The organism is Plastoroseomonas hellenica, from assembly GCF_018129085.1.
GTDB lineage: Bacteria > Pseudomonadota > Alphaproteobacteria > Acetobacterales > Acetobacteraceae > Plastoroseomonas > Plastoroseomonas hellenica.
The window spans coordinates 1-16,521 of sequence record NZ_JAAGBB010000001.1 but is presented as its reverse complement, the minus strand read 5'-3'; the positions used below and the strand labels follow the sequence as shown (position 1 = coordinate 16,521).

10 protein-coding genes are annotated in these 16,521 nt (G+C 70.3%); 5 read left to right on the top strand and 5 right to left on the bottom strand.

Features of this window, described 5'->3' with window-relative positions; genetic code table 11:
* Positions 1–12: 12 nt before the first annotated feature.
* Complete coding sequence (locus tag GXW71_RS00050; protein ID WP_211850224.1) at positions 13–1,050, top strand: aldo/keto reductase; 1,038 nt, start codon at positions 13–15, stop codon at positions 1,048–1,050.
* 21 nt (positions 1,051–1,071) lie between these two features.
* Here the strand turns inward: GXW71_RS00050 and putA are convergent, their stop codons facing one another.
* Complete coding sequence (gene putA, locus GXW71_RS00045; protein ID WP_211850223.1) at positions 1,072–4,956, bottom strand: trifunctional transcriptional regulator/proline dehydrogenase/L-glutamate gamma-semialdehyde dehydrogenase; 3,885 nt, start codon at positions 4,954–4,956, stop codon at positions 1,072–1,074.
* 131 nt (positions 4,957–5,087) lie between these two features.
* Here putA and GXW71_RS00040 point away from each other — a divergent pair, with 131 nt between their 5' ends.
* Positions 5,088–6,461 (top strand): NAD(P)/FAD-dependent oxidoreductase, encoded by a 1,374-nt coding sequence (locus GXW71_RS00040; protein ID WP_211850222.1) that lies wholly within the window; start codon positions 5,088–5,090, stop codon positions 6,459–6,461.
* A gap of 33 nt (positions 6,462–6,494) precedes the next feature.
* The gene (locus tag GXW71_RS00035) at positions 6,495–7,517 is read left to right on the top strand and encodes an amino acid ABC transporter substrate-binding protein (protein ID WP_211850221.1); all 1,023 of its coding nucleotides are present in this window, start codon (positions 6,495–6,497) and stop codon (positions 7,515–7,517) included.
* 60 nt (positions 7,518–7,577) lie between these two features.
* Here GXW71_RS00035 and GXW71_RS00030 read toward each other — a convergent pair whose 3' ends face one another.
* From GXW71_RS00030 to GXW71_RS00015, 4 genes are all read right to left on the bottom strand, one after another.
* Positions 7,578–7,910, bottom strand: a complete 333-nt coding sequence (locus GXW71_RS00030; protein WP_211850220.1) for an NIPSNAP family protein — start codon at positions 7,908–7,910, stop codon at positions 7,578–7,580.
* A gap of 58 nt (positions 7,911–7,968) precedes the next feature.
* A complete protein-coding gene (locus GXW71_RS00025) occupies positions 7,969–9,588 on the bottom strand; it encodes an ABC transporter substrate-binding protein (protein ID WP_211850219.1) in 1,620 nt (539 codons plus the stop codon).
* A gap of 102 nt (positions 9,589–9,690) precedes the next feature.
* The gene (locus GXW71_RS00020) at positions 9,691–11,298 is read right to left on the bottom strand and encodes an ABC transporter substrate-binding protein (RefSeq protein WP_211850218.1); all 1,608 of its coding nucleotides are present in this window, start codon (positions 11,296–11,298) and stop codon (positions 9,691–9,693) included.
* Positions 11,299–11,623: 325 nt separating this feature from the next.
* Positions 11,624–12,595: a Bug family tripartite tricarboxylate transporter substrate binding protein gene (locus GXW71_RS00015; protein WP_211850217.1), complete on the bottom strand. Its 972-nt coding sequence runs from the start codon at positions 12,593–12,595 to the stop codon at positions 11,624–11,626.
* A 183-nt stretch (positions 12,596–12,778) separates the two neighbouring features.
* Between GXW71_RS00015 and GXW71_RS00010 the strand changes: the two genes are divergently transcribed.
* Together GXW71_RS00010 and GXW71_RS00005 are read left to right on the top strand one after the other, a co-directional pair.
* Complete coding sequence (locus GXW71_RS00010; RefSeq protein ID WP_211850216.1) at positions 12,779–14,395, top strand: ABC transporter substrate-binding protein; 1,617 nt, start codon at positions 12,779–12,781, stop codon at positions 14,393–14,395.
* 158 nt (positions 14,396–14,553) lie between these two features.
* Positions 14,554–16,521, top strand: a 1,968-nt coding sequence (locus GXW71_RS00005) for a DUF6600 domain-containing protein (protein WP_211850215.1), incomplete at its 3' end; no start/stop codon positions are given.

The window sequence follows — 16,521 nt, the reverse complement described above, 5'->3', positions numbered from 1 at the left end:
AGGAAAATGACCATGGAATACCGCGTGCTCGGCCGCAGCGGCGTGAAGGTCAGCCGCCTCTGTCTCGGCACCATGCTGTTCGGCGGCCCGACCGACGTGCCGACCAGCGAACGCATGATCGCCCGCGCCCGCGACGCCGGCTTCAACTTCATCGACACCGCCGATCAATACCTGAACGGCCGGTCGGAGGAGGTGGTGGGCAAGGCCATCGCGAAGGAGCGGAACCGCTGGTTCCTGGCCAGCAAGATCGCCAACCCGAACGGCGCCGGCGCGCCGATCTTCGAGCGCGGCCTGTCGCGCCACTGGGTGATGCGCGGGGTCGAGGCCAGCCTGCGCCGGCTCGGCACCGATTGCATCGACCTGCTCTACCTGCATAAGGAAGACCACGATACGCCGCTCGAGGTCACCGTCTCCGCGATCGGCGACCTGATCCGGGCCGGCAAGATCCGCACCTTCGGCCTGTCCAACTACCGCGCCTGGCGCATCGCCGCGGTCGCCGCCGCCTGCGATCGCCTCGGCATCGACCGCCCTATTGCCTGCCAGCCCTATTACAACGCCATGAACCGTATGCCCGAGGTCGAGGTGCTGCCCGCCTGCGCCCATTTCGGCCTGGGGGTCGTACCCTACAGCCCGCTGGCGCGCGGCGTGCTGACCGGGAAATACGCGTCGCAGGGCGAGCCCTCGGCGGATAGCCGCGCCGGCCGCGGCGACAAGCGCATGATGGAAACCGAATGGCGGCCGGAATCGCTCGCGATCGCGCAGCGCATCAAGGCGCATGCCGAGGCGAAGGGCGGCAGCGCGACGGATTTCGCGCTCAACTGGGTGCTGAACAACAAGCTGGTGACCGGCGCCGTCGTCGGCCCGCGCACCGAACAGCATCTGGAGGATTATATCGGCGCGCTGAACTACCGCTTCACGGCGGAGGACGAGTTGCTAATCGACGCGCTGGTGCCGACCGGGCATCCGTCCACGCCAGGCTTCAACGACCCGAGCTACCCGATCCAGGGTCGCATGCCGGCGACCGGTGCCGAAGATCACCCGAAGGCGTAAATCTGCGCGCCAAAAAATGCTCTAGCCGATCGCCATCAGGGTCGCGTTGCCACCGGCGGCGGCGGTGTTGGTGCTGACGCTACGCTCCCGGCAGAGCAGCGCGACCGGATAATCCTCCCGTCCTTCGCGCAGCGTCATCGCATCCAGCGCGAAGACCGGCGCGACCGGGCCCGGCGCCGCCGCGACCTCGGCCAGCAGGGCAGAGAGCGCGTCGCCATCGCCTTCGAACAGCACGGCGTCGCAGGGTGGCGGCGCGCCGCCTTCAGCGACCGCAATACGCTTCGCCAGGGCGGCGGGAAGCGCATCGACAAGATCGGCGAAGCCCGCGCGCGCCACTGCAGGCGGCCGCAGGTGCACTGTATTGCCCGCGGCGAGCGCCGCCGCCACCTGCGCCATCAGCCCGAAACGGGTCGCCGGCACGCAGAACACCATGCCACGCGGATGCAGGCTGTAGCGGTTCGCCTCGCCCACCGGCCCCGGCAGATCGAGCGCTTCACCTGGCGGCACGCCCATGGCCAGCCTGTCGCAGCACGCGACACCCTCGCTCTCGCCCCGCTGCGCCAGCCAGTCGCGCCATGCAGCGAGCCCCGGCTCCCGCCGCTGTCCGCTGCCGGCCAGCAGGACCGGCGGCGATGCTGCCAGCAGCCGGTGGAGATAGAGCGGCCCGCCGGCCTTCGGGCCGGTGCCCGACAGCCCATGCCCCCCGAAAGGCTGCACGCCGACCACCGCGCCGATGACGTTGCGATTGACATAGATATTGCCGGCCGACACCCGCTCCGTCAGGCGCTGGATGGTCTCGTCGATGCGCGAATGCACCCCGAAGGTCAGGCCATAGCCGCTGGCGTTGATATCGGCGATCAGCGCGTCCATCGCGTCGCGCCGGAAGCGGAGCACGTGCAGCACCGGGCCGAAGACCTCCCGCTCCAGCTCCGCCACGCGGTCGATCTCGATCAGGGTCGGCGCCAGGAAGGTTCCGTGGCGGCAGGCTTCCGGCAGCGGCAGCGAATGGACCGTCCGGCCCTTGCCGCGCATCGCCTCGACATGGCGCAGCAGCCCGTCGCGGGCCTCGGCGCTGATCACCGGCCCGATATCGGTCACGAGACGGTCGGGGTTGCCGATCGCCAGCTCCTGCATCGCGCCCTGCAGCATCGCGAGCATGCGATCGGCCGCTTCCTCCTGCAGGCAGAGGATGCGGAGCGCCGAGCAGCGCTGCCCGGCGCTGTCGAAGGCGGAAGCGAGCACATCCGCCACCACCTGTTCGGTCAGCGCCGAGCTGTCCACCACCATGGCATTCTGCCCGCCCGTCTCCGCGATCAGCGGGATCGGGCGTCCATCCGGGCTGAGGCGCTGCGCGAGGCTCGCCTGGATATGCTTCGCGACCTCGGTGGAGCCGGTGAACATCACGCCCCGCACCCGGCTGTCAGCGACCAGTGCTGCGCCGATCGCGCCATCGCCCGGCAGGAGTTGCAGAGCGTCGGCGGGCACGCCCGCCTCGCGCAGGATGCGGACTGCGATGGCGGCGATCAGCGGTGTCTCCTCGGCGGGCTTGGCGATCACCGCATTGCCGGCGGCGAGTGCTGCCGCCACCTGCCCAGTGAAGATCGCGAGCGGGAAATTCCAGGGGCTGATGCAGGCGATGACGCCGAGCGGCCGGTGCGTGGCGTTGTCGAAGCCGTCGCGCGCCTGGCTGGCGTAGTAGCGGAGGAAGTCCACCGCCTCCCGCACCTCGGCCACCGCGTTGGGCAGGGACTTGCCGGCTTCGCGCACGATGGGGCCGAGCAGTGACGGCATCCGGTCTTCCAGGATATCGGCGGCGCGCAGCAGGCAGGCGGCGCGATCCCGCGGCGGCGTCGCCTGCCAGATCGGAGCGCCGGCCGCGGCCTGGGCGAGTGCAGCGGTCACCACCTCCGGCGTCGCCTCGACGACGTAGCCGACCAGGTCGCGGCGGTCGGCTGGGTTGTGCAGCGGCCGCCCTTCGCCTTCCACTTCGCCGCCGCCAAGCATCGGCGCCGCGGCGAGCGGCGCATCGCTGCCGGCCAGCAGCGCCGCCGCCAGCGAGCCCAGACGATGCTCGTTGGTGAGGTCGAGCCCGGCGCTGTTCGCGCGCGGCGGACCGAACAGCGCCCGCGGCAGCGCGATGCGTGGATGCGGCGCGCCGAGCGGCAGAATCGCGCGTGCTTCCTCCACGGGATCGGCGATCAGCGCCTCCACCGGCACCGCCGGATCGGCGATCCGATGCACGAAGGAGGAATTGGCGCCATTCTCGAGCAGTCGCCGCACCAGATAGGCGAGCAGCGTCTCATGCGTGCCGACCGGCGCGTAGATACGGCAGGGGCGGTTGAGCTTGCCGCGCCCCACCACCTCCTCATAGAGCGGCTCCCCCATCCCGTGCAGGCACTGGAACTCATATTGCCCGGCGTAGAAGTTCTGCCCGGCCATGGCATGGATGGCGGCCAGCGTCTGCGCGTTGTGGGTCGCGAATTGCGGGAAGACCGCGTCCGCCGCTGCCAGCAGCTTGCGCGCGCAGGCGAGGTAGGAGACGTCGGTGTGGACCTTGCGGGTGAATACCGGGAAGCCCTCCAGCCCATCGACCTGCGCGCGCTTGATCTCGCTGTCCCAATAGGCGCCCTTCACCAGCCGCAGCATCAGGCGATGGCCGCTGCGCCGCGCCAGGTCGATCAGCCAGTCCAGCACGGAGAAGGCGCGCTTCTGATAGGCCTGGACCACGAAGCCGATGCCGTTCCACCCCGCGAGCTCCGGCGCGAAGCAGAGCGCTTCCAGGATATCGAGCGACAGCTCCAGCCGGTCGGCCTCCTCGGCGTCGATATTGAGGCCGATGTCATAGCGCCGCGCCAGCACCGCGAGGCCGAGGACGCGCGGCAGCAGCTCCGTCATCACACGGTCCCGCTGCGCCCGTGCGTAGCGCGGATGCAGTGCCGAGAGCTTGATCGAGATGCCGGGCCCTTCATGGATGCCACGCCCGCCGCTGGCCTTGCCGATGGCGTGGATCGCCTGCTCGTAGTCGCGGAGGTAGCGTGCGGCATCGGCCGCGGTCGTCGCCGCCTCGCCCAGCATGTCGTAGGAGAAGCGGAAGCCCTTGGCTTCCATGCGGCGGCTGTTCGCCAGCGCTTCCGCGATGGTCTGGCCGGTGACGAACTGCTCGCCCATCATCCGCATCGCGAGGTCGACGCCCTTGCGGATCACCGGCTCCCCACCGCGGCCGATCAGGCGGGTCAGCGCGCCGGAGAGCCCTGCCTCGCTCGTGGTCGCGGTGAGCCTGCCGGTCACCACCAGCCCCCAGGTCGCCGCGTTCACGAACAGCGAGGGGGAATGGCCGAGATGCGCGGCCCAGTCGCCGCCGCTGATCTTGTCGCGGATCAGCGCGTCGCGCGTGGCCCGGTCGGGGATGCGGAGCAGCGCCTCGGCCAGGCACATCAGGGCGACGCCCTCATGCGAGGAGAGGGAGAATTCCTGCAGCAGCCCCTCGACACCGCCATGGCGATGCCTGGCGCGCAGCGCTTCCACCAACACCCGTGCCGTCTCGCGCACCTGGCCCGCGGCTGCGGCCGGCAGGGCGGCATTGGCGATCAGCAGGGGGAGGCACTCCTCCTCCGGCCGGCGATAGGCTTCGGTGATCCGCGCCCGGAGCACGGTCTGCGGCTGCACGCCCTGGGCGAATTCCAGGAAAGGTTGCACCTGGCCCGACGCAACCTCCTCATCGAGGATGGCGACGGCGGCGCCGGCCGCCTCCCCCGGGAAGGGATCGCCACGTTCGATGCCGTCGAGCGCCGTGATGATCGCCTGCTTGACCAGCCAATGCGGCGTCCGCCCCTGGGCCTCGGCGGCGGTCTTCAGCCGCGCCCGCAGGTCGTCGGCAATCTTCACCCCGATGGTCGTGGTGGCCATTCTCCGCCCTTCCTCAGCCGAGCCTATTGTGCCGACCCGACACGGGTGATACCCATTCCAGCCAAGAAAGCGCAACCCTTCTCAAGCAAGGTTGCACCGACGGTACCGGCACCGTTCAGGAGGACCAAGAGATGGCGGCATCCCCAGCCAGCACCGACATCGCCATCATCGGCGCGGGCAGCATCGGGATCGCGGTCGCCTACCATCTCGTCCGTTGCGGCCTGAAGGATGTGGTCCTGGTGGAGGCCGGGGGCCCCATGGCCCTCACCTCCGCCCAGTCGGGGGAGAATTACCGCAACTGGTGGCCGCATCCGGTGATGACCGCCTTCACCGACGACAGTATCGGGCAGTTGGAAGCGATCGCGCGCGAGACCGGCAACCGCATTCACATGACCCGGCGGGGCTATGCCCTGGCAACGCGGCGCGCCAATCCCGCCGACCTCATCGATGATCTGCACCATGGCTATGGCGCGGAGGGCGGGCAGCGGATCCGGGTTCATGACGGGACGTCCCCCGGGCTCTACCAGCCCGCCATGTCCGCGGACTGGGAAGCCGCGCCGGACGGCGTGGACGTGCTGCTGGATCCGGCACTGATCCGGGCGCATTTCCCGAGCTTCGCGCCCGATATCGCCGCCATCCTCCATATCCGCCGCGCCGGCGACATCAGCGGCCAGCAGCTCGGGCAATACATGCTCGAGGCGATCCGCGCCGCCGGCGGCCGCCTGTGCCGCGCCCGCGTCACCGCCATCGAGGGCGGCACCCCCTTCGCCCTGCATCTCGACACCGCCGAAGGCCCCGCCACCCTGCGCGCCGACCGCGTGGTGAATGCAGCCGGGCCCTTCCTCGGCGCCATCGCCGCGATGCTCGGCGAGAACCTGCCGGTCGCCTGCGTCTATCAGCAGAAGATCGCCTTCGAGGACCGGGAGGCCGCCATCCCGCGCGGCATGCCCTTCGCGATCGATCTCGACGGCCAGCAGATCCCCTGGACGGAGGAGGAGCGCGCCATCCTCGCCGCCGAACCGGAGACCGCGGCGCTGCTCGCGCCGATGCCCGGCGGCATCCACTGCCGGCCGGATGGCGGCGACCTCGGCAAATGGATCAAGCTCGGCTGGGCCTATAACCGCACCGCCAGCGACCCGGCCGGCGAACCCCTGGTCAATCCGCAATTCCCGGACACGGTGCTGCGCGCGGCGAGCCGTCTGAACCCCATGCTCGCCGCCTATATCGGCCGCCTGCCGCGCAATGCGCGGCACTATGGCGGCTTCTACGCCATGACGCCGGAGAACTGGCCGCTGATCGGCCCGATGCGCGGGCAGGGTGCCTACCTGGCGGGCGCGCTGTCCGGCTTCGGGACCATGGGCGCATGTGCGACCGGCGCGCTCTGCGCGGCCTGGGTCGCGGGCACGCCGCTGCCAGCCTATGCGCCGGCGCTGAGCCTGGCACGCTACGACGACCAACCCTTGATGGCCGAACTCGCGGCGCTCAACAGCAAGGGCGTCCTCTGACACCACCAACGAAGAACGCAGGGAGTTCATGGGATGAAACGGGTGATTGCGGGCTGCCTCGGCGCCCTCGGCGCACTGTTCCTCGCGACGCAGGCCTCGGCCGGGCCGGCGGTCGATGCCATCCGCGCCCGCGGCACGCTGCGTTGCGGCGTGCAGGGGCCTTCCAATCCGGGCTTCGGCGCCCCGGATTCGCAGGGTGTCTGGCGGGGCTTCAACATCGACCTCTGCCGCGCCGTGGCACTCATGGTGCTGGGCGATGCGTCCAAGATCACGGTCGTCCCGCTCTCGACCCAGGCGCGCTTCCCGGCGATGCAGTCGGGCGAGATCGACATCATGACCAACAGCACGACCTGGACGATGCAGCGCGACACCCAGCTCGGCTTCAACTTCCCGGCGATCCTCTACTACGACTACCAGGGGATCATGGTCCGGCGCTCCGCCGGCATCACCAGTGCCGCGCAGCTTGCCGGCGCCACCATCTGCGTGCCCCCGGGAACGACGACGGAGCTGAACCTGACCGACTGGTTCCGCGCCCGCCGCATCAGCTTCACGCCGCTGGTGATCGAATCCCGCGTCGACCTCACCCGGGCCTATGACGCCGGGCGCTGCGATGCCATCACCTATGACGCGACCATCCTTTATGCGCAGCGCACCACGCTGCAGAACCCGGCCGACCACATCGTGCTGCCGGACCGCCTGTCGAAGGAGCCGCTCAGCATCACCGTGCGCCACGGCGACGACCAGTTCCACGACATCACCGGCTGGGCGGTGTTCACGCTGATCAATGCGGAGGAGCTCGGCATCACCCAGGCCAATGCGCGCGAGCAGCTCAGCAATCCGGACCCGCAGATCCGCCGGCTGCTGGGGGCGGACCGCGGCCTCGGCGAAGGTCTCGGCATCAGCGACGATTTCGGGCTGCGCCTGATCGAGACGCTCGGCAATTACGGCGAGATCTTCGAGCGCAACCTCGGCAGTGGCTCGGCGCTCGGCATCGAACGCGGGCTGAACCGCTTGTACACCAATGGCGGCATTCTCTACGCGCCGCCGAATCGGTGACACCCGACGGCCGCGATCCCTCCGGCATGGAAGGCTCGCGGCCGGAGCGGCGGAGCGCCCTTACTTCGCCTTCTGGAAAGCCTCGAAGAAGGCGGTCGGCTTGGTGATGCGGTTCTCCATCTTCTGGAGCACGCCCAGCTCCGCCGCCTTCTTCAGATAGGCGCCCCAGGCCGGATCGGCGGCCATCGCATTGCGCCGCCGCTCGCGGTCGCCCTGGTCAGCATAGCCCCAGAGATGCACCACGGTGTTCAGCGAGCCTTCCACCGTCGTGTACCAGCCGAGGCAGTTCTCCAGATACTTCTTCTGCAGCGGCCAGGCCTCTTCCTCATAGAGCTTGACGAAATCGGCCAGGCGGTTCGGCACGCAGGTGTAGATGCGGACGTCGACGATCATCGGGATGCGGTTCCTCCAGTGGCAAGGACCGCATCCTGCCCTGGCTTGGGCCGCGCGCCTACTGGACCTCGACCGTGGTCAGGTCCTGGAACCAGCTCTGCGCGGAGACGAAGCCGCGCACCCGCCGGCTCATGGCGCGCGGGTTGAGGTCATGGACGATCCAGAGCCAGGGCGCGTCGTCGACCAGCCGCTCATGCGCGGCGCGCAGCAGCGCCTGGATACGCGCCGGGTCGGTCGCGGTCTCCAACTCCGCGAAAGCCTCGTCGAAGCGCTGATCGCGCCAATGCCCGGAATTGGAGCCGCGCGGCGCGAAATTCGAGGACAGGAACCAGCGTGCCATCTGTGACGGGTCGGAGGAGACGAGGCTGATATTCGTCGCATCCGCGCCCAGCCATTGCGGCTGGTCGGGCGCCACCCGCTGCGAGCCCAGCAGGGTGTTCCACTCGACGACCTCGAAGCCGATCTCGACGCCGCAATTCTCCCGCATGGACTGCTGCAGGAACTCGTTCATCGGCAGCGGCAGCATCTGGCCGGAGCCGGAAGGCGAGATCGCGATCTTCAGCCTGAGCGGCCGCTGCGCGGTGTAGCCGGCCTCGGCCAGCAGCGCCCGGCCGCGGGTGGCGTCCAGGGTGTAGCGGTTCTGCGGGCTGCCGAAACGCGGGTCGTCCGGCTTGAAGAAGCCGGTGGAAGGCTCCGCCGTGCCGTTCAGCAGCGCGACCATGCCACCGCGGTCGAAGCAGTAGTTCAGCGCCTGGCGCACCCGGACATCGGCCACCGGGCTGTTGGCGCGCCCGGCGGCGAAGACCCAGGGCCAGACATGCGGGTAGGAATTGGTCACCACCTGGAAGCCGGCCTGCCGCAATGAGGGAATGGCATCGGGCGGCGGCACCTCGATCCAGTCCACCTGGCCCGAACGCAGCGCGGCGAGGCGGGTGTTCGCCTCCGGCATCGGCAGCAGCACCACGCGATCGAGCCGGGGGCGCCGCGCTTCGTCCCAATAGGTGGCGTTGCGGCCGAGCTCGGCCGACTGGCGCGGCACGAAGCGAGTCAGGCGGAAGGGCCCGGTGCCGGCCGGGGGCAGCGCCGCGACGCGCGACCAGTCGCGCCCGCCCTGCTCGAAGGAGGCCGGCGAGGTGAAGAGGATCAGCGTTGCCAGATAAGGCCAGTAGGAGACCGGGCGCGTGGTCTCCATCTCGACGGTGAAGTCGTCGGTCTTGCGATAGGCGCCGAGCACCGGGATGCGGCCGCGGGCGATGGCGCTGCCGGTCTGGTCGAATTGCGGGCTGTCGGTGCGGAAGAAGCGGTCGAGGTTCCAGATCACCGCATCGGCGTTGAACGGCGTGCCGTCATGGAAGGTGACACCCCGGCGCAGGTGGAAGCGCCAGACATTGGGGTTGCCGGCGTCCTGTTCCCAGCGTTCGGCGAGGCCGGGACGGATATCGGCCGGGTGGTCGGCGCGGGAGAGGTCCCACTGCACCAGCGGCTCGAAGATCGGGTAGCCGAGGAAGCGCATGCCCTCATAGCCGTTGTTGGGCATGCCGCTCGTGGTCGGCACGTCGGCCGCCGTCATCGCGATCCTGAGGGTGCGCGGCTGCTGCGCCTCGGCCGGAGCGCCAGCCAGCACACCCGACACGGCTAGGACCGTAGCGCCCAGAAGGCGCACGGGCGAAAACACCATCCCCAGATCTCCTCGTCCGACCGGCGGCGAAACACCGCCGGCGACGAGACATGCAAGGCGTGGGCCGGAGCCGCTCCGGCCGCAGGCCGGGCGCGTCCCGGTCTATTGCACCTCGATCCGGGTCAGGTCCTGGAACCAGCTCTGGGCCGGGGTGAAATTGCGCACGCGCCGGGACATGGCCCGGGGATTGAGGTCGTGCACGATCCAGAGCCAGGGCGGATTGTCGACCAGGCGCTCATGCGCCCGCGCCAGAAGCTCGGTGATGCGGGCGGGGTCGCGCTCCTGCTCCAGCGCGGTGAAGGCAGCATCGAAGGCCTCGTCGCGCCAATGGCCGGCATTGGAGCCGCGCGGGGAGGCGTTCACGCCCAGGAACCAGCGGGCCATCTGCGACGGGTCCGACGACACCAGGCTGATGTTCACCGCATCGGTACCGAGCCAGGCCGGCTGGTCCGGCGCGGCGCGCAGCGCGCCGAGCAGGGTGTTCCACTCCACCACCTCGAAGGCGATGTCGACGCCGCAATTCTCCTTCAGGGAGGCCTGCAGGAACTCGTTCATCGGCAGCGGCAGCATCTGGCCGGAGCCGGAGTTGGAGATCCCGACGCGCAGCCGCAGCGGGCGCTGGGCATTGTAGCCGGCCTCGGCCAGCAGGGCGCGGCCGCGCGCCGCATCCAGCCGGTAGCGGTTCTGCGGGTTGCCGAAGGCCGGGTCGTTCGGCTTGAAGAAGGCGACCGAGGGCTCGGCCAGGCCGTTCAGCAGCGCCACCATCCCTTCGCGGTCGATGCAGTAATTCAGCGCCTGCCGCACCCGCACATCGGCGACCGCGCTGCCGGCGCGGCCGGCTGCGAAGACCCAGGGCCAGACATGCGGGTAGCTGCCGGTCGAGATGGTGAAGCCGGCGCCGCGCAGCGACTGCACCGCATCGGGGGGCGGCACCTCGATCCAGTCCACCTGACCGGAGCGCAGCGCGGCGAGCCGCGTGTTCGCCTCCGGCATCGGCAGCAGGGTGATGCGCTCCAGCCGAGCCCGGTTGTTGGCGTCCCAGTAATTGTCGTGGCGGGTGAGCTCCGCCTGCTGGCGCGGCACGAAGCGGGTCAGGCGAAAAGGCCCGGTGCCGGCGGCGGGAAGCGATGCGACACGTCCCCAGTCGCGCCCCGCCTGCTCGAAGCTCTGCGGCGAGGTGTAGAGGATATAGACCACGAGGTAGGGCCAGTAGGAGATCGGCCGCACCGTCGTCATCTCGACGGTGAATTCGTCGATCTTCCGATAGCTCTCAAGGCCTGCGACGCGGCCGCGCACGATCGCGCCGCCGGCCGCATCGGCCTGCGGGCTGTCGGTGCGGAAGAAGCGATCGAGGTTCCAGATCACCGCATCGGCGTTGAAGGGTGCGCCATCATGGAAGGTGACGCCGCGGCGGAGCTGAAAGCGCCAGACTTTGGGGTCGTTGGCGTCCTGCTCGTACCGCTCCGCGAGTCCCGGCCGCACGCCGGCCGCCTGGGCCGGGTTCGAGAGATCCCAGAGGATCAGGGATTCGAACACCGGATAGCCCAGGAAGCGCATCCCTTCGTAGCCGTTGTTCGGCATGCCGGTGGTGGTCGGCACGTCGCTCGCGGTCATCGCGATGCGCAATGTCCGCGGCTGTTGCGCCGCCGCCGGCACGGCCATGGCGAGCACGGTGGCAGCGGCGAGCGCCGCGGCCTTGATGGGTCTCATGGATCGTTGCTCCGTCATGGGTCGGCCGGGGCCGGCGGCGCGGGAGCGCGCTTGCTCTCCACGCAGAAGGGATTGAAGGCGCGCTCCCAGCCGCCGTTGAGGCCGCAGGAGGTACAGCCGCCGAGCAGCAGCAGGGCGGCGATGGCGAGGAGCCGCAGAGATCGCTTGGAAACGGCGGCGGCGGAGGCGTGACGAGGGATTTTTCGTCCCTGGCGTGTCGGCTGACGCAGCCGATGCTGATGGCATCGGCGAGGAAGACGGCGCGGCAGGGGCGGAAAAGACCCGACAGGCCGACCCGCAGCTGTTTCCAAGCGATCTCTCAGCATCATTCGGGGCGGATGCCGGCGTCGCGGATCAGGCGGCCCCAGCTCTCCGTCTCCGTCGCAAGGAGCCGCGCCAGGAAGGCGGCATCGCCGGTCTGCAGCGCGACGCCCTGCTCGGCCAGCCTGGCGCGCAGGCCGGCATCCTCGGTCGCGACGCGCAGCACGGCACCGAGTCGGTCGAGCACCGGCTGCGGCGTGCCGACCGGTGCGAAGAGGCCCTGCCAGAAGACGCCGTCGAAGCCCGCCAGCGTCTCCGCCACCGGGGGCACATCCGGCAGCAGCGGCAGGCGGTCCTTCGAGGAGATGGCGATCGCACGCGTGGCGCCTTCCCGCACCACCGGCAGCGCTTCGAGCACGGCGGCGAACATGCCCTGGATGCGCCCTGCCCGCAGATCGATCAGCGCCGGCGCGCCGCCGCGATAGGGGATGTGCACGACATCGATCCCGGCCTCGCGGCGGAACATCTCGAGGCAGAGGTGGTTCACCGCGCCGGTGCCGGAGCTGCCGAAATTCAGCCGGCCGGGATTGGCCTTGGCATAGGCGATCAGCTCCGCCGTGCTGCGCGCCGGCACATCCGGATGCAGGTGCAGCACGAAAGGCGTGCGATAGGCCATGCCGACCGGCGCCAGTTCCTGCCGCGGATCGCGCGGCGTCAGGCCCGGCTGCAGCGCCGGATTGATGGCGAGCGAGGTCGTGCCCATCAGCAGCGTGTGGCCATCCGGCCGGCTCTGCGCGACCTGGGTCGCGGAGACGGAGGTGGCGCCGCCCGGCTTCGGATCGACCACGATCGGCTGGCCGAGCTCGCGCTGGATGCGTTCCGCGATGGCCCGGGTGGCAAGGTCGGTCACGCCCCCCGGTGCATAGCCAGTCACCATGGTGACCGGCCGGGCCGGCCATTCCCCCTGAGCGCTGGCCGCGCGCGGCAGGATGCCGGCAGCAAGGCCCGCAAGCAGCAGGCTGCGACGGTCGGTCATGCGTTTCCCCCGAATCTGGCACGGAGAGTGACACGCCGCCGGTGACAGACAAGCGTCGAGATCAGCTCATGAATTAGCCATATTGCTTTATAATTGATCCAAAACTGCCTCTCGATACCGGATTGCCTTTCTTTGTGGCAACACGGCAGACTTGCTGCACCGCAACACCCCGGAGCTTATCCGATGACCCTCCGCACCAGCCGCCGCGGCCTGCTTGCCGTCGCTGCGGCAAGCGCCCTGCCCTGGGATCTGGCCCATGCCCAGGGCACGCCGAACACGAACCTCCGCGTCGGCATGACGGCGTCGGCGGTGCCGCTTCCCAACGGCATGCCCGACCAGGGCGCCGAAGGTCATCGCTTCATGGGCATCACCCTCTACGACCACCTGGTCATGTGGGACCTGTCGAAGGCTGATGGGCCGGCGCCGCTGCGCCCGGGCCTGGCGACCGCGTGGCGGATCGATCCCAACGATCCCAAGCGCTGGATCTTCACCATCCGCGAGGGCGTGAAGTTCCATGACGGCAAGATCCTGACCGCCGAGGACGTCGCCTTCTCCTACGATCGCTGCTTCAAGAACGACGCGCCGCATTACGATGCGCGCGGCTCCGCCCAGGTGCGCAGCCGCATGCCGACCATCGCGAAGTGGTACGCCGAAGGGCCGAACACCTTCATCATCGAGACCCGCGTCGTCGACAGCCTGGTGCCCTATGGTGCCACCTGGGTCGGCATCACCAATCAGCAGGCGTGGGAAGCGGCGGGGCGCGACAATGACCGCTTCCTCAACCAGCCGGTCGGCACCGGTCCCTTCAAGCTGGAGAGCTTCAACATCCGCGAACGCGCGGTGCTGGTGCGCAATCCGGATTACTGGGAAGCGGCGCGCATCCCGAAGGTCGGCCGCGTGACGCTGATGCCCTTGCCGGAACCCAATACCCGCGTCGCTGCGCTGCGTTCCAACCAGGTGGACTTCATCGAGGCGCCGCCGCCCGACGCCATCCCGGCGCTGCGGCAAGCGGGCCTCAACATCACCTCCAACCAATACGGCCACAACTGGACCTGGCACTTCTCGCTGCTCGAGGGTTCGCCCTGGCGCGATCTGCGCGTGCGCCGCGCCGCCAACCTGGCAATCGACCGCAGCGGCATGAAGGACATGCTGGGCGGCATGATGCTGGAAGGCGGCGGGCTGGTGCCAGTCGGCGGCCCCTGGAATCCGGTGCGCAGCCCGCGCCTCGCCTACAACCCGAACGCCGCCCGCGCATTGCTGGCCGAAGCCGGGATCACGCCGCGCAACCCGATGCGCACCAAGGTCGCGATCTCCTCCTCCGGCTCCGGCCAGATGCAGCCGCTGGCGATGAACGAAGCCCTGCAGCAGCAGCTCAAGGAAGTCGGCATCGAGATCACCTTCGAGGTGTTCGAATGGAACACCCTGCTCTCGACCTGGCGGGAGGGGGCGCGGTCGCCATCGGTGCGCGGCTGCACCGCGATCAACGTGAGCTACACCGCGCTCGATCCCTACACGGCGCTGATCCGCCTGCTGAAGTCGGACCTGGTGCCGCCGGCGGCGAACAACTGGGGCTACCTGAACGACCCTGATTATGACGGGCTGATCAACCGCATCTACCAGACCTTCGAACCCGCGGCGCAGGACGCGTTGCTGAAGGAGTTGCACGACAAGGTGTTGGACGACGCGCTGATGCTCTTCGTGGCCCACGACATGAATCCGCGCGCCATGAACACCCGCGTGCGCGGCTTTGTGCAGGCACAGAGCTGGTTCCAGGACCTGACGCCGATCAGCATGGGCTGAGCCAAGCACGAGCTGGGCCCAATCCGGCGGCATCACAAGGGCGCGCATCGCCGCACTGTGGTGCCGCCTGCCAAATGGCTGCCATGGTTTCTCCACGATGGCGGTTCCAAGTGATTCTCATGACGCGCCGGCTTGCCCGGCGCCAAGAGGATGGAACCGTGAGCCAGTCGCATCGCCGACCCCGCCGCACCCTGCGGCGGGCTGCCATCGCTGCCCTGCCGATCGCGCTGCTGACGGGTGTTCCCGGCCTGGCAGCGCAAGGCAAGGGCCAGCCGTCGGCCACCACCACGGAGCGGCCGCCGAAGCCGGGCGGCATCGCGCCCGCGCCGCAGGAGGAGCCGCCGGAAGCGGCTCCCCCGCCGGCAGCCGAAGCCGGACCGCCGCCGGTCGAGGCGGAGCCGCCGGCAGCGGAAGCCGGGCCGCCGCCCGGCCAACCCGTGCCCGGCAGCCCCACCCCGCCCCAGGGCCAGGCAGCGCAGCCTGCACCGGACGAGGATGGCGAGACCGCGGAGGAGCCGCCGGCCCGCGTCGGCCGGCTCGCGCGCATCCAGGGCAATGTCGGCTTCCGCCCCTCCGGCGAGGAGGACTGGACACCGGCCCAGGCGAATATCCCGCTTGTCGCCGGCAACGCGATCTACACCGCCCCCGGCGCGCGCGCCGCGCTGCAGGTGAACCAGACCCGCATCGCCCTCGATGGCGGCAGCGACTTCCAATTCGCGCGGCTCGATGACGGCGGCACGGTCGTGACCTTGCCGCGCGGCAGCGTTTACTTCGAGGCGCAGGGCCTGCTGGAGCAGGAGACGATCGAGATCGTCACCCCGAGCGGCAGCCTCGTGATCACCGGCGATGGCCGCTACCTGGTGGAGGCCGGGCAGCCGCCGGAAGCACCGGGCGGCTTCCGTCCGGCCCGCTTCAGCGTCCTCGACGGCGAAGCCCGGTTCGTGGCGCAGACGCTGGAGCAGCCGCTCGGCCCCGGGCAGGCGCTGGTTTTCGAGAGGGAGGCCCCGACGCTCGCGCGCGCCGCGGTCGCGATGCCGCTGATCGCCTGGGCGACGGCCCTCTCCGCCAAGGCACCGACGCCGGCCGTGGCTCGCCAAATGACCGGCGCCGAGGATCTCGGCCTCTATGGTCGCTGGGACCGCAACCCGGACTATGGCGACGTCTGGTATCCCGAAGTTGAGGCGAGCTGGGTTCCCTATCGCCAGGGCCGCTGGGTCTGGCGCGATCCCTGGGGCTGGACCTGGCTCGACGACCGCCCCTGGGGCTTCGCGCCCTTCCACTACGGCCGCTGGGTGCAGATCGGGCCGCGCTGGGCCTGGGCGCCGCAGCCGGAGCGGGTCGTGGTCGTCGAGGAGGCTTGGCGCCCGCGGCGCCCGATCTGGGCGCCGGCGCTGGTCGCCTTCGTGGGCGGCGTGGCGCTCGGGCCGCGGGGCCCTGGCGTCGCCTGGGTGCCGCTGGGCCCGCGCGAGCCTTACTACCCTTGGTTCCGCGCCTCGCCGCGCTATGTGCGGGGGGTGAACTTCTTCGCGGTGCGCGATCCCCGCGATCCGGAGCGGCGCTGGCGCGAGTATCGCCGCGAATGGGCGGGGCCGCGTCCGGGCTTCGGCGGGCCGCCCGGTCCGCGTCCGGGCTTCGGCCCGCCGCCGCGCGCCTTCGAAGGACCCTTCGCGAACCGCGTCGCGCTGACCGCGGTGTCGGCGCCCGACATGACCGGCAGCCGCCCATTGCGCGGCGTGCCGCAGGCCGGGGTGGTCATGCCGCCCGGCTTCGGTCCGCGCCCCGGCGGTCCCGGCGGGGCGCCGACGCTTGCCGCGCCGCCGCCGCCTTCCGGCCAGACCCTGGGCGTGACACGCGCAGTGGCCGGGCGCATCGGGGTGCCACCAGGCAGCGTGATGGCGACGCCGCGCCGCGACGGTCCGCCGCCACAGACCCATGTGCCGTTGACCGCCGGCCGGCCCGGCTTCGGCCCGCAAGGACAGGCGGGACGGCCTGACCTGGCCCAGGGCGGCGTTCCGCAGGCGGCGTCGGGTCCGCAGGGCGGGCCGCCGCAGGCCGGCCCTGGTGGAGCCCCACAGGGTGGGCCGCCGCAGGCAGGCGCGCCGGGTGGTCCCGGGCTTGGCGCCGCG